The organism is Streptococcus sp. SM5 (assembly GCF_027497975.1).
In genome coordinates, this window is record NZ_JAJNSC010000004.1 from 170,875 (window position 1) to 183,723 (window position 12,849).

At 40.4% G+C, this 12,849-nt stretch carries 14 protein-coding genes and 1 pseudogene; 2 read left to right on the forward strand and 13 right to left on the reverse strand.

Features of this window, described 5'->3' with window-relative positions; all coding sequences use genetic code 11:
• The first annotated feature begins 194 nt into the window (after nucleotides 1-194).
• A complete protein-coding gene (locus PAN07_RS04705; protein WP_269797283.1) occupies nucleotides 195-1,826 on the forward strand; it encodes a Na/Pi cotransporter family protein in 1,632 nt (543 codons plus the stop codon).
• Nucleotides 1,827-1,925: 99 nt separating this feature from the next.
• Here PAN07_RS04705 and PAN07_RS04710 read toward each other — a convergent pair whose 3' ends face one another.
• The 12 genes from PAN07_RS04710 to PAN07_RS04765 all read right to left on the reverse strand — a co-directional run bounded on the left by PAN07_RS04710 (nucleotide 1,926) and on the right by PAN07_RS04765 (nucleotide 9,612).
• Entirely contained in the window at nucleotides 1,926-2,222 is a 297-nt protein-coding gene (locus PAN07_RS04710) for a bacteriocin immunity protein (protein WP_269797284.1), read from the reverse strand.
• A 24-nt stretch (nucleotides 2,223-2,246) separates the two neighbouring features.
• Nucleotides 2,247-3,311 carry a glutamyl aminopeptidase gene (gene pepA / locus PAN07_RS04715; RefSeq protein WP_269797285.1) on the reverse strand — a complete coding sequence of 355 codons (1,065 nt, stop codon included), beginning with the start codon at nucleotides 3,309-3,311 and terminating at the stop codon, nucleotides 2,247-2,249.
• Nucleotides 3,312-3,425: 114 nt separating this feature from the next.
• Nucleotides 3,426-3,662, reverse strand: a complete 237-nt coding sequence (gene yidD, locus PAN07_RS04720; protein ID WP_025170542.1) for a membrane protein insertion efficiency factor YidD — start codon at nucleotides 3,660-3,662, stop codon at nucleotides 3,426-3,428.
• Nucleotides 3,662-4,387, reverse strand: a complete 726-nt coding sequence (locus PAN07_RS04725) for a pseudouridine synthase (RefSeq protein WP_269797286.1) — start codon at nucleotides 4,385-4,387, stop codon at nucleotides 3,662-3,664. Before PAN07_RS04725 ends, yidD begins: the two co-directional genes overlap by 1 nt.
• On the reverse strand, nucleotides 4,374-4,943 hold the full coding sequence (gene scpB, locus PAN07_RS04730) for an SMC-Scp complex subunit ScpB (RefSeq protein ID WP_269797287.1): 570 nt from the start codon (nucleotides 4,941-4,943) through the stop codon (nucleotides 4,374-4,376). Before scpB ends, PAN07_RS04725 begins: the two co-directional genes overlap by 14 nt.
• A gap of 12 nt (nucleotides 4,944-4,955) precedes the next feature.
• Complete coding sequence (locus PAN07_RS04735; protein ID WP_269797288.1) at nucleotides 4,956-5,690, reverse strand: segregation/condensation protein A; 735 nt, start codon at nucleotides 5,688-5,690, stop codon at nucleotides 4,956-4,958.
• On the reverse strand, nucleotides 5,690-6,424 hold the full coding sequence (gene xerD / locus PAN07_RS04740) for a site-specific tyrosine recombinase XerD (protein ID WP_269797289.1): 735 nt from the start codon (nucleotides 6,422-6,424) through the stop codon (nucleotides 5,690-5,692). The genes PAN07_RS04735 and xerD overlap by 1 nt, the downstream gene beginning before the upstream one ends.
• Nucleotides 6,421-6,882, reverse strand: coding sequence for a cyclic-di-AMP-binding protein CbpB (gene cbpB / locus PAN07_RS04745; protein WP_269797290.1), 462 nt, complete (start codon nucleotides 6,880-6,882; stop codon nucleotides 6,421-6,423). Before cbpB ends, xerD begins: the two co-directional genes overlap by 4 nt.
• Complete coding sequence (locus tag PAN07_RS04750) at nucleotides 6,879-7,400, reverse strand: metallophosphoesterase (protein ID WP_269797291.1); 522 nt, start codon at nucleotides 7,398-7,400, stop codon at nucleotides 6,879-6,881. The genes cbpB and PAN07_RS04750 overlap by 4 nt, the downstream gene beginning before the upstream one ends.
• Nucleotides 7,376-8,347, reverse strand: a complete 972-nt coding sequence (locus PAN07_RS04755; RefSeq protein WP_269797292.1) for a nucleoside-triphosphate diphosphatase — start codon at nucleotides 8,345-8,347, stop codon at nucleotides 7,376-7,378. Before PAN07_RS04755 ends, PAN07_RS04750 begins: the two co-directional genes overlap by 25 nt.
• Nucleotides 8,344-9,138, reverse strand: a complete 795-nt coding sequence (gene racE / locus PAN07_RS04760; RefSeq protein WP_269797293.1) for a glutamate racemase — start codon at nucleotides 9,136-9,138, stop codon at nucleotides 8,344-8,346. The genes PAN07_RS04755 and racE overlap by 4 nt, the downstream gene beginning before the upstream one ends.
• A 225-nt stretch (nucleotides 9,139-9,363) precedes the next feature.
• On the reverse strand, nucleotides 9,364-9,612 hold the full coding sequence (locus PAN07_RS04765) for a YneF family protein (protein WP_269797294.1): 249 nt from the start codon (nucleotides 9,610-9,612) through the stop codon (nucleotides 9,364-9,366).
• A 289-nt stretch (nucleotides 9,613-9,901) separates the two neighbouring features.
• On the opposite strand from PAN07_RS04765, the pseudogene PAN07_RS04770 reads away from it, so the two are divergent.
• Nucleotides 9,902-12,289: pseudogene (locus PAN07_RS04770) on the forward strand (glycoside hydrolase N-terminal domain-containing protein); the annotation flags it as partial.
• A 301-nt stretch (nucleotides 12,290-12,590) separates the two neighbouring features.
• On the opposite strand, the gene PAN07_RS04775 reads toward PAN07_RS04770, so the two are convergent.
• The gene (locus tag PAN07_RS04775) at nucleotides 12,591-12,791 is read right to left on the reverse strand and encodes a mechanosensitive ion channel protein MscL (protein ID WP_269797296.1); all 201 of its coding nucleotides are present in this window, start codon (nucleotides 12,789-12,791) and stop codon (nucleotides 12,591-12,593) included.
• Nucleotides 12,792-12,849 lie beyond the last annotated feature (58 nt).

A 12,849-nucleotide genomic window follows, 5' to 3' on the forward strand; every position in this document is an offset into this window, starting at 1 on the left:
TTTTAAATTTTCATCCAAAAAATTATTAAATGCTTACTAGTTGGAATAATAATATCCCAACTAAATGATACTTTTTAATAAAAGATTCGTTACATTTTTATTAAAATTTACTATTTACTACTTGTGAGATTGCTTAGAATCCTTTAAAATAGAATGGGAGAGATTCCGCGATTAGTTTTCGGAGGAAAAAGAAAATGTCCATTAATTGGCAGGAAATTGCATTTCACTTTTTAGGTGGTCTGGGACTATTCTTATATAGTATCAAGACCATGGGGGACGGTTTGCAACAAGCAGCTGGAGATCGTCTTCGATTTTACATTGACAAATATACTAGCAATCCTTTCTTTGGAATTTTAGTTGGAATTGGAATGACTGCCCTGATTCAATCGAGTTCAGGTGTTACAGTTATTACAGTTGGTCTGGTTAGTGCTGGACTATTGACTTTACGCCAGGCTATTGGGATTGTCATGGGAGCCAATATTGGAACAACCGTTACGTCCTTCATCATTGGATTTAAACTGGGAGACTACGCATTACCTATGCTTTTTCTCGGAGCAGTCTGTCTCTTCTTCACAAAAAATAGAACCATCAATAACATCGGACGAATTGTCTTTGGTGTCGGTGGTATCTTCTTTGCCCTCAATCTTATGAGTGGCGCTATGGAACCCCTTAAGGATTTACAAGTCTTTAAAGACTACATGGTAGAACTTAGTAAAAATCCAATCTTGGGTGTTCTTGTCGGAACAGGTTTAACCCTTCTGATTCAAGCCTCCTCAGCGACCATCGGGATTCTACAAAATCTCTACGCTAGCAATCTGATTGACCTTCAAGGAGCCCTACCAGTTCTCTTTGGGGATAACATCGGAACTACCATAACTGCTATTATTGCTTCCTTGGGTGCTAATATTGCAGCCAAACGTGTGGCAGCAGCCCATGTGGCCTTCAACGTCATTGGAACAGTTATCTGTATTATCTTTCTCGTTCCATTTACATCTTTAATCCAATGGTTTGAGAGTTTCTTAAATCTAGCTCCAGAAATGACCATTGCCTTCGCCCACGGAACCTTCAACATTACCAATACAATCATTCAGTTTCCATTCATCGGAGCTCTTGCCTTCTTGGTAACCAAACTTATCCCTGGAGAAGACGAAGTTGTCAAATACGAGCCACTTTACCTTGATGAACAACTAATCAAACAAGCTCCATCTATCGCTCTTGGAAATGCTAAAAAAGAACTTCTACACTTAGGTAATTATGCTGCGAAAGCCTTTGACCTCTCTTACGACTATATCATCAACTCTAATGAAAAAGTTGCAGAAAAGGGACATAAGACTGAAGAAGCTATCAATACCATTGATGAAAAATTGACTCGTTACCTCATTAGTTTATCTGGTGAAGCTTTGAGCCAAAAAGAGAGTGAAGTCTTAACAAATATCCTTGACTCTTCACGAGACTTGGAACGTATCGGAGACCACGCAGAAGCCCTGCTCAATCTTAATGATTACTTACAACGCAAGAATGTTCAATTCTCTGAGGCTGCCTTAGAAGAACTAGCAGAGATTTATCTTAAAACTAGTGAATTCGTCAAAGATGCTCTTGAGAGTGTCGAAAATAATGATCTCGAAAAAGCGAAAGCTCTTATCGAACGTCATGAAGATATCAACAATCTGGAACGTGTACTTCGTAAGACTCATATCAAACGCTTAAACAGTGGCGAATGTTCTACCCAAGCCGGGGTCAACTTTATCGATATCATTTCCCACTACACTCGTGTATCAGACCACGCTATGAACCTTGCTGAAAAAGTCATCGCTGAACAAATTTAATAGACAAAAAGCCCCTTTTTCTTGGGGGCTTTTTTCTTCTCCTTAACAGTCAAAACTATCTTTGATTCCTTAATAAAAAAACTTTGATACCAAATGGAATCAAAGCATTTTAAAGATTTCACCCCAGATTAGAGCAGAAGTTGCAGTTCCTCTGTACTTGTCTTCTTCTCTTCTGATAAAGCGGGCCAGATTGACTAACTCTGGCGCTGGGGTCTTGGGATTCTTGAGAAGTTCAAGAGTGATCAGACCTGATAGCCGTACCGCTAGCAATCGCTCATTGGTACTGGGCAATTGCTTAGCAGTCTCTACCAGTGCAAGCACTAGATCTTCACTCAGGTTTTGACGGGCATAATTGTAAAGATCCCGTATCAAGGTTTCTAGGTTTGGTTCTTCCATACCTATTACCTCCATTTTTTCTGTTTAATAGTTTTTAATCAAATCTACTGTAGAACGATCCAATTTTTTAACCAAGGCTTGTAAGAATGCTTGTGCTTCAAGGAAATCATCCATAGCATAGAGTGTTTGGTGAGAGTGGATATAACGGGCACAAACACCGATTGTTGTTGATGGGACACCACCATTTTTCAGATGAGCTGCACCTGCGTCAGTTCCACCTTTTCCACAGTAGTATTGGTACTTGATTCCAGCTTCTTCAGCAGTTGTCAAAAGGAAATCCTTCATGCCTGGGAGAAGCAAGTGACCTGGATCATAAAAACGAATCAAGGTTCCGTCACCAATCTTACCTTGGCCACCATAAACGTCACCAGCTGGTGAGCAGTCAACTGCAAGAAATACTTCTGGGTCAAATTTGGTTGTTGATGTATGTGCACCACGAAGTCCAACTTCTTCTTGGACATTAGCCCCAAGATAAAGCTCATTCCCTAGTTTTTGACCTGACAAGTTTTCTGCCAACTCACTCACCATAAGAACTCCGTAACGGTTGTCCCAAGCTTTTGAGATGATATTTTTTTCGTTAGCTGTTAGGATTGCGCTACTATCTGGAACGATGGTGTCCCCAGGACGGATACCAAAACTCTCAGCCTCAGCCTTATCCGCAAAACCACCATCAAAGACGATATCTGAAATAGCTGGCATGGTTGGCCCACCTGTTCCACGAGTCAAATGTGGAGGTACTGAACCTGAGATGACTGGAATTGCACGTCCTTGGCGCGTAAAGAGTTTAAATCGTTGGCTGCTAACAACCATTGGGTTCCAACCACCGATTTCAACTACTCGGAAGGTTCCATCTGGTTTGATTTCACTCACCATAAAACCAACTTCATCCATGTGAGATGCTACCAAGACGCGAGGTGCATTCGCAACTTCTGAATGTTTGATACCAAAAATACCACCTAGGCCATCTGTTACTACTTCATCCACGTGAGGAGTTATTTTCTCACGAAGATAAGAGCGTACAGGCGCTTCATGACCTGAGATAGCAGAAAGTTCTGTTACTTCTTTGATTTTAGAAAATAATGTTGTCATTTCTATCCCTTCTTTCTTTCAACCATTTTACCACTTTTTATAGGAGAAGGGTAGCGAAAATCATCAATCTATAGATCTATCTACACCAAAAAAGAATCACAGTCGTGATTCTTTTTATTTTGAATTTCTCTTTAAAGAAAAGTGATCTGGTACGGGGTCCTTACCTATTTCAGACCAAGGATGACATCGTAATATCCGTGCCAATCCCATCAGAACCCCCTTAAATCCATGCTTTTCAATAGCCTGAATCATGTAGTTTGAACAAGTTGGCTCAAATCTACAAGAAGGTGGGAATGCAGGGGATATAAAGCGTTGGTAAAAGCGCACAGGCGCAATTAAAATTCGTTTCATTATTTATTAGTTGTTACAGCCATGGTATGTAGTTGGCTAATTTCCTTTTTATTGAGACGACGTGATTCTCCTGGACGAAGACCTGTCAAGTCTAGATGTCCAAAACGTGTCCGAGACAACTTATCCACTTGAAGCCCAACTGCTTCAAACATCTTTTTAACCTGGTGGTTACGTCCTTCATGGATGGTCAACTGTACAACAGAACGATTTTTAACAGGATCTACTTTAAGAATCTCATAAACCGCTGGCTTCGTTTTCTTGCCATCAATCTCAAGACCACGAGTCAAGGGACGGAGATTTTCTTTGTTAGCAATTCCTTTCACACGCGCAACATAAACCTTGTCAATCTCATTACGAGGGTGAATCATCTCATCGGTAAAGTCACCATCATTGGTCAAAATCAAAACACCTGAGGTATCCCAGTCCAAGCGACCCACAGGGTAAATACGCTCTTTGACATTGGGTAAGAGATCGACAACCGTCTTACGTCCCTTGTCATCTATCACACTGGAAATCACTCCACGTGGTTTGTTAAGCAGATAATAGACTTTTTCTTCGTTATAGATGGGTTGACCTTCAACCTCAACCTTATCGCCTGACTTAATGGTTGTCGCTAATTCACGTACTACCTGTCCATTGACGGTTACCAAGCCTTGCTTGATCAACTCCTCTGCTTTTCTCCTACTGGCCACTCCTGCGTGGGCAATATATTTATTGATTCTCATCTTCTTCTATCCTTTCACCAAACAATTGGCTTTCTTGCGCTTGAATTTCAAGCTCGTCAATCACAGGCAATTCTTCCAAATGGTTAATACCCATGTAATCTAGAAAATAATCCGTAGTTACATAGAGATTAGGTCGTCCAAGAACTTCTTTTTTCCCATCTTCTCTTATCAAATCAAAGGCCTGTAACTTAGCTAGAGCTCCGCTTGAATTAACCCCACGAATAGCATCGATTTCTATACGTGTGATAGGTTGCTTATAAGCAATGATGGACAAGGTTTCAAGGGCGGCCCGAGATAAGCTCTGGTTGATGGGCGCCTTAGAATATTCCTTCAAAACACCCGCAAATTGAGTCTTGGTCACCAATCTATAAGCACCACCTGTCTCAATCAAATCTAGACTAGAATCCTGATCTTTTTTATACTTTTTGGCTAATTTTTCTAAGCTTTGCTGAATTCCTGTTGGTGGAAGCGATAGAACCTCCGCCAGCTGGCGGACTCTAATGCCATCCTCCCCCGCTACAAACAGGAGCGCTTCTATTTTTGCTAAAGTACTCATACTTCCTCTCTATCAAGCCTGACTTTGCTCTACTTGATTTTCGTCTTTCTTTTTCATGAGATAGATATCTCCAAAACTCTCTTTTTGAATCAAGAGAATTTCTTGGGTTTTAATCAACTCCAGGGTCGCTAAAAAGAGTGTAATAACCTCTTGCAAATCCTTGGTTTCTTTAAACAAATCCTGCAAGCATAATTGTTGACCTTCAACCATGGCTTCTCGGACGATAACCATCATATCCTCAATCTTATACTCATCTCGTAAAATAGTTGTATGATTTTTCGAGAATTCTTCCTTTTTCTTGGTCAATAAAGTTGAGAAGGCTAAGAAAAGATCAATCGTCGTCTTATCATGCACAAGTTCTGCATCCTCGTATATTAACTCTGTCGGTGCTTTTGAGTAATATTGAGCTCGTTCCTGGTGCTTGACTTCCAACTGCTCTCCCAAAAGTTTAAATTTGCGGTATTCTTCAATCTGAGAAAGGAGGTCCTGCTCAAGGTCATCCTCTAAATCCGTCACTTCTGCAACCTTTGGTAAGAGCTTGCGACTCTTGATTAGCATCAGTTGGCTAGCCATCACCATATACTCTCCTGCCACTTCTAAACGCATGGCTCGTAAAGTTGATATGTAGGCTAGATACTGCTCGATAACTTCTGTAATCGGTACATCATAGATATCCATCTGATACTTTGAAACCAAGTGTAAGAGCAAGTCCAAAGGCCCTTCAAAATCTTTTAATTTAATATCCATTATCTATATTTTTCTAAGGTCATGACTGTTTTTAATCCTAACTTTTTAGCGATTTCGTACAAGTCAACCTTTTCTTCAATTTGTCTCAGTATAAACTGTTCTCTCAATCCTTGAGCCGATAAATCTGCAAATCCTTTTTCCTTTAAAAAAGATTCCAACTGACGAAAGGCCCATTGACGGGAGTACGGTTTCCCCGCTTTTTCAAAGAGATAGGTCTGTCCCATCAAGGGTTCTAACTCTGCAAGTAATTTTGTGGGAAGACTCAAGATTCTTTGTTGAGAAGCTTTATTGATTCTCAACACTTGAAAATCTAGATTCACATCACTTATTTTTATGGCTAGAATTTCACTAGGCAAGAGGCCCAATTCAACTATCAATAAGGCTATTAAACGCCCTTCTGGATAGGTACTTTCTTGCCAGAAAGAACTCAAGTCTAAAAGCTCTGACTTGACTTGTTTTTTCTCAGCCTGTTTCGGCAATTCCAAACGATAAAAGGTGCCTATCTTTCCTTTTTGGTACAAAAAGAAGAGAAATTGATTACAAGCAGAAACTTTACGCTTTTGGGCACTAATCTTAAAATTTGATAGTTGAGCTTGGTAGATTTTTAAACTTGTCTCAGAAATTCGTTCTCCAATAAGATCTAAAAACTGCTCCAAGTCATACTTATAAGACTGTTTAGAATTACTAGATAGATTTTGTTTTTCTTCTAAAAATGTTAAAATCCATTCTCTCATTTGCTTCGAATCTCATATTCCTTACTAAAATCATGCAGGAGAGCATTGACAGCCTTGAGGATTGACTTCCGCGTGATAATCCCTTGGAAAATACCATCCTTATCAACGACTGGCAAGAAAGACTCATCCACTAGCTTGTGTAATACATCCGTGAGACGATAATCTGGCTCTACTACTGCAACATCCTTTTTAGTCATATGAACAATGTCTGTATCCGCCATGGCCTCTTGACTCAAGCCATTCTCCATTTGATAGGCCAGAATATCTCTAAGTCCAATTGTTCCGACAAATTTCCTCTTATCTGTTACTACTGGAACCCTACTATAGGTCATCTGACTAAGCAAGAGGATTGCATGATCTGCATTGTGGGTATCAATTAAGACAGCCAAATTTTCCGCAGGTGTCAAAAAAGTCTCTTCTTGCTCCAGTAAAAATAGTTCAAATTCCTTGGCAATCATCGAGCGAACTCCTTGGACAAGCCTAGATAAACCTCATGATTACGTGTCAAAAAATCTACTTTAAAATGGCTATCATCAATTTCCACACGAGCATAGAGACATTCTCTGATGGTCCCACGTGGTTGACTAATAGAACCTGGATTTAGAAAGAGGGTCTTCCCCGCCATCCAAGCACTTGGAACATGCAAGTGACCATAGAGACAGATATCTGCCTCTTCTTCTTGTGCCCAGAAATACAATTTTTGAAAATTAAAGTTAATATCAAACAAGTGGCCATGAGTTTGGATAATCTTAGTTGGACCTAGTTGGGTCACCAAACGTTCTGGGTAATCTGAATAAAAATCCATATTCCCTCGGACTACCTGAATCCCTTCCCAGAGTGGAGAATCTGGGCGAAGCTCCGAGTCACCATCGTGAAAAATGGCATCAACTTTCCCAAGATAGCGGTCACGTATTTCTTCTACAATCAAGCTATCTCCATGGGAGTCACTCATTACAATGATGGTTTGCTTTGCCATGATGGAAATACCTCCAAAAGTTTCTTAACGGCTAAGGCACGGTGAGATTGACTATTTTTTTCTTCAAGGGTTAATTCAGCTGATGACTTGCCTGTTTCTCCTACTAGGAAGAGCGGATCATAGCCAAAACCATTTTCACCCTTAGGTTCAAAGTTAATATAGCCTGGCCAATCAGCTTCGACAACCAAGCTTTCCTTACCTGGGCTAGCAACGACCAAGGTTGTGTGAAATTGCGCTGAGCGGTCCTTGAGTTCAAAGACCATGGCTAATTCGTGTAAGAGTTTAGCATTGTTTTCTTGATCGGTTGCTCCGACTCCTGCGAAGCGAGCCGACCAAACGCCTGGTAGACCACCAAGCACATCGACTTTGAGTCCAGAGTCATCAGCTAAAACCATCTTACCTGTCAATTTGGAGATGGTTTCAGCCTTGAGGCGAGCATTTTCTTCAAAAGTCATACCAGTTTCAGCAACTTCAGGCAGATCTGGATAATCATTAAGATTCTCCACATCATAGCCTAGCTTGTCAAAGATAGCACGAAATTCCTTGGTTTTACCCTCGTTACGAGTCGCAATCAGCAAAGTTTCTCTGACCTTGTTTGTCTCAAAGAAGGATTCCACATCGACTCCTTCTTTAGGTAATTCAACATGCAAGAGTTTTCCATTTTCAACTAAGAGCAAGGCACCTTGGCGTTGAATGACTTCCAAGTTTCGACCTGCTTCTGCATTTAAAATCTCAACGATAAAAGATAGCAAGCGGAAGTTGGAAGACCAGCGCATTACCGTAATCGTGATTGGAAAACCATTTTCCTCATCACGGAAAATGCGAGCCAAATCCATAAAATCGAGATCAAGAGGATCTTTTATGAGGCTATAGATTCCACCGTAGACGTCCCAGACACCTACATACCAGTCCTGGTCATCCTTGTATTCATAAATTTTGTTTGTCATAATGTTACATGCTCCACATGAATCTCTTTTTCTAACCATTCGGCTCCAATTTGGGCAAAACTATGGCTATTTGCAGTCGTATAAAAACGGTGTTGTAAAGGCCCTGCATCGCGGCCACGATTAATCTCGAAATAATTGAGTAGGACAGAGATATCCCGCACGCACTCTGCACCACTATCAATCAGTTTTACGTCAGGCCCCATCACATTTTGGATAATGGGTCTGAGGAGTGGATAATGGGTACAACCCAAAATCAAACTGTCTACCTTGCCCACTAATGGACGCAAGGTTTCATAGACCACCTTCTTGGTCACACTGGTTGAAAGAGCACCTGACTCAACCAAAGGAGCAAATTTGGGACAAGCCAGACTTTCAACCTGCAAATCTGGATCCAAATCATGGATCTTCTGACGATAGATGTCAGATGATACAGTCATAGGTGTTCCGATTACACCAATTTTACCACCTTGGCTGGATTTGATAGCCGCTGATGCACCCGGTAAGATGACACCCAGGACAGGGATATCCAACCTAGCTTTGACTTCTTCCCAGACAACTGCTGTTGCAGTATTACAGGCAATGACAATCATTTTGACATTCTTGGTCAAAAGAAAGTTGACCAGTTGCCAAGTGTATTCACGAATTTGCTCAGCAGGACGAGGACCATAGGGTGCCCGTGCTGAATCTCCAATATAGACGATTTCTTCATGGGGAAGCTGGCGCATGAGTTCACGTACAACCGTCAAGCCTCCGACACCCGAATCCAAAAAACCAATTGGTCGATTATCCATATAGTCTTCTTTCTAGTCTTATATTTCTGATTGATAGTTCATTATCATTACATTTCTTACTGAAATTTCTGACAGTTTGGTAAAGTTCCAACTGTCTCCCTCTTAATCATAATCAAATATCAATAGAATGCAAGCAAAATGCTTCAAACTTCAATAAATGTGAACATAGTGAGAAGTCTGGAACTTTCATCCCAGACTTTTCCTATTTATAGTGACAAGAAGCTTTTATTTTTTCTTTTTGCTGTTAGCAAGAGCTGCTTTTTGTTGACGAATAATTTGGTGATACACTTGTTGTACCTTAGCTTCACTTGGTTTTTGACCATTAGCACTCAAAAGGGTACGAACTGCTTCTGCATTCAGACGTGGGTTGTCAGCAAATTCTTTTTCAATTTGTTTACGCACCAAGTACATGCCTCCAAGAGCACCTCCTAGAAAAGCTAAAACAATCAAGATAATCGCTAAAATAAGATCCATAATATTTCTCCTGTTTCTTTTAAAGTCTACTATATTATACCATAAAGTCCCACTGCTGACTAGTTTGATTTGCGCTTTCAGAAAGCAACTCTGCAACATTTTAATTCACTTCACCTATAAAAAAGGCTTGCTTACTATCCATTATAAAATCTAGAATATACACTGTCCTTAAAATAAACAAATGAGGCCTTTAAAACCTTGCAATAAGTTAATGTGTCTGCTATAGTAAAAGCATAGAATTCACTATACTATTTGCTTCAATAATAAAAAAACTATGAAAAATAAAAATAACTATCAACTAATATACGACCAACCAACTGTTCCTTCTTATGATGGATGGGAAAAACAAGCCCTCCCAGTCGGAAATGGAGAAATGGGTGCCAAGGTTTTCGGATTAATCGGTGAGGAAAGAATCCAATACAACGAAAAAACTCTCTGGTCTGGTGGACCGCAGCCAGATAGCATCGATTACAATGGGGGGAACTATCAAGACCGCTATAAGGTTTTAGCAGAAATTCGTAAGGCATTAGAAGAAGGAAACCGCCAAAAAGCAAAACAATTAGCGGAGCGCAACCTAGTCGGACCAAACAATGCTCAGTATGGTCGTTACTTATCTTTTGGTGATATCTTTATGGTCTTTAACAACCAAAAGAAAGGCTTGGAGAATGTTACCGACTATCATCGTGGTTTAGATATTTCTGAGGCCATCTCGACCACTTCTTATACCCAAGACGGTACGAACTTTAAACGCGAAACCTTCTCTAGCTATCCTGACGATGTTACTGTGATCCACTTGAGTAAAAAAGGGGATAAAACCCTTGATTTTTCACTCTGGAATAGCTTGACAAAAGATTTGATTGCTAATGGAGAGTACTCTATGGAAGAATCAAATTTTAAAGAAGGAAGTGTTAATGTCGATACCAACGGTATTCTACTCAAAGGCAGTGTCAAAGATAATGGTCTTCAATTTGCTTCCTATCTTGTAATCAAGACAGATGGACAGGTTACGGCCCAAGATGGCTATTTGACTGTCACTGGAGCTAGCTATGCTTCCCTTTTACTCAGTGCCAAGACCAACTTTGCTCAAAATCCAAAAACCAACTATCGCAAGGATATTGACCTAGAAAATACTGTCAAGTCTATCGTAGAAGCTGCCAAGGCAAAAGATTATGAAACCCTAAAAAATAACCACATCAAGGATTATCAAAGTCTCTTCAATCGTGTTCAACTAAATCTTGGCGGTAGCAAGTCTAGCCAAACTACAAAAGAAGCTCTGCATACCTACAACCCAGAAAAAGGGCAACAACTAGAAGAACTCTTCTTCCAATACGGACGTTATCTACTCATCAGTTCTTCTCGTGACCGGACAGATGCCCTTCCTGCCAACTTGCAAGGAGTCTGGAATGCTGTAGACAATCCACCTTGGAACTCAGATTACCACCTCAATGTCAACCTTCAGATGAACTATTGGCCTGCCTACATGAACAATCTTGCAGAAACTGCTAAGCCAATGGTCAATTATATTGATGACATGCGCTACTATGGTCGTATCGCTGCTAAAGAATATGCATGTATCGAATCCAAAGAAGGCCAAGAAAACGGTTGGTTGGTTCATACTCAGGCAACACCATTTGGCTGGACAACTCCAGGTTGGAATTACTATTGGGGTTGGTCTCCTGCTGCCAATGCTTGGGTGATGCAAAACGTCTATGACTACTACAAATTCACCAAGGATGAAACTTATCTCAAAGAAAAGATTTATCCAATGCTCAAGGAAACAGCCAAGTTCTGGAATTCCTTCTTGCACTACGACAAATCTAGTGACCGTTGGGTTTCTTCTCCATCCTACTCACCAGAGCATGGAACTATCACGATTGGGAATACCTTTGACCAATCTCTAGTTTGGCAGTTATTCCACGACTATATGGAAGCGGCCAATCATCTCAATGTCGACCAAGATTTGGTGACAGAAGTGAAGGCTAAATTTGACAAGCTCAAACCACTTCATATCAACCAAGAAGGCCGAATCAAGGAATGGTACGAAGAAGACAGTCCTCAATTCACTAATGAAGGAATTGAAAACCATCACCGACACGTTTCTCATCTGGTTGGGCTCTTCCCAGGAACCTTATTCGGCAAAGATCAGCCTGAATATCTGGAAGCAGCACGCGCAACCCTAAACCATCGTGGAGATGGTGGAACTGGTTGGTCTAAGGCCAATAAAATCAACCTCTGGGCTCGTCTCTTAGATGGAAATCGTGCCCACCGTTTGTTGGCTGAACAGCTCAAGTCTTCAACTCTAGAAAACCTCTGGGATACGCACGCGCCTTTCCAAATTGATGGAAACTTTGGTGCAACCAGCGGTATGGCAGAAATGCTCCTTCAGTCTCATACCGGCTACATTGCTCCATTACCAGCCCTTCCAGATGCATGGAAAGATGGTCAAGTCTCAGGTCTAGTAGCTCGTGGTAACTTTGAAGTCAGCATGAAATGGAAAGAAAAAAATCTTGAAACGCTATCTTTCCTTTCTAATGTAGGTGGAGACTTAGTCGTAGACTATCCAAATATCGAAGCTAGCCTTATCAAGGTTAACGGTAAGGAAGTACAAGCTACCCACATCAAAGACAACCGCATTCAACTTACGACACAAAAGGGAGACCTAATTACCTTTGAGCACTTGCCTAATCCTGTATCTCCTGAACTAAACTAAGTAGAATCTAACTGATAAAAACTCTACGAAGTTATCATCAGCTTCAACTCTAGTATTGCAATAAATTAAAAAAGGATGGAGGTTTTTCCATCCTTTTTTATCATCTAATTTCTTCATTACTAAAGTAATTTTACAATCCAATCTACAATTGATGTCCCTATGTCTATAAAGAAATTGTATACTACAGAGCAAATAATATACCAAATAATCTCTATTAAAATTATGATTGGTTTAATCAAGATAAAAAATAGAATATCCCAAATCAATTTCATTTCTTATCTTCCTTTCTAGGAAGACCAAGAATCCCTGGTAAGGAGGAACTTAGTTTTAAAGCTAGAATAAATCTAGTCAACTCTAACACTTCTGGCTCTGATTCCTTCTTTTCAGTTAAAACTTCCATCCCCTTTACCCAAAGGCATGCTCCAATAGTTCTAGCAAGATCCGTAAATAAATTTGGTTGATGATCCATTTGAGTCTCCCTTGGTTAATCACACTCATAATCGCTTTCTTCTTATTGTATTCAGTAT

Bases quoted from the DNA above. Each gene is read 5' to 3' on its own strand.
- PAN07_RS04710 (WP_269797284.1), bottom strand. From the start codon at position 2,222: ATGGAAGAACCAAACCTAGAAACCTTGATACGGGATCTTTACAATTAT.
- PAN07_RS04705 (WP_269797283.1), top strand. From the start codon at position 195: ATGTCCATTAATTGGCAGGAAATTGCATTTCACTTTTTAGGTGGTCTG.
- racE (WP_269797293.1), bottom strand. From the start codon at position 9,138: ATGGATAATCGACCAATTGGTTTTTTGGATTCGGGTGTCGGAGGCTTG.
- PAN07_RS04750 (WP_269797291.1), bottom strand. From the start codon at position 7,400: ATGGCAAAGCAAACCATCATTGTAATGAGTGACTCCCATGGAGATAGC.
- PAN07_RS04765 (WP_269797294.1), bottom strand. From the start codon at position 9,612: ATGGATCTTATTTTAGCGATTATCTTGATTGTTTTAGCTTTTCTAGGA.
- xerD (WP_269797289.1), bottom strand. From the start codon at position 6,424: ATGAGAGAATGGATTTTAACATTTTTAGAAGAAAAACAAAATCTATCT.
- cbpB (WP_269797290.1), bottom strand. From the start codon at position 6,882: ATGATTGCCAAGGAATTTGAACTATTTTTACTGGAGCAAGAAGAGACT.
- pepA (WP_269797285.1), bottom strand. From the start codon at position 3,311: ATGACAACATTATTTTCTAAAATCAAAGAAGTAACAGAACTTTCTGCT.
- scpB (WP_269797287.1), bottom strand. From the start codon at position 4,943: ATGAGTACTTTAGCAAAAATAGAAGCGCTCCTGTTTGTAGCGGGGGAG.
- PAN07_RS04735 (WP_269797288.1), bottom strand. From the start codon at position 5,690: ATGGATATTAAATTAAAAGATTTTGAAGGGCCTTTGGACTTGCTCTTA.
- yidD (WP_025170542.1), bottom strand. From the start codon at position 3,662: ATGAAACGAATTTTAATTGCGCCTGTGCGCTTTTACCAACGCTTTATA.
- PAN07_RS04775 (WP_269797296.1), bottom strand. From the start codon at position 12,791: ATGGATCATCAACCAAATTTATTTACGGATCTTGCTAGAACTATTGGA.
- PAN07_RS04755 (WP_269797292.1), bottom strand. From the start codon at position 8,347: ATGACAAACAAAATTTATGAATACAAGGATGACCAGGACTGGTATGTA.
- PAN07_RS04725 (WP_269797286.1), bottom strand. From the start codon at position 4,387: ATGAGAATCAATAAATATATTGCCCACGCAGGAGTGGCCAGTAGGAGA.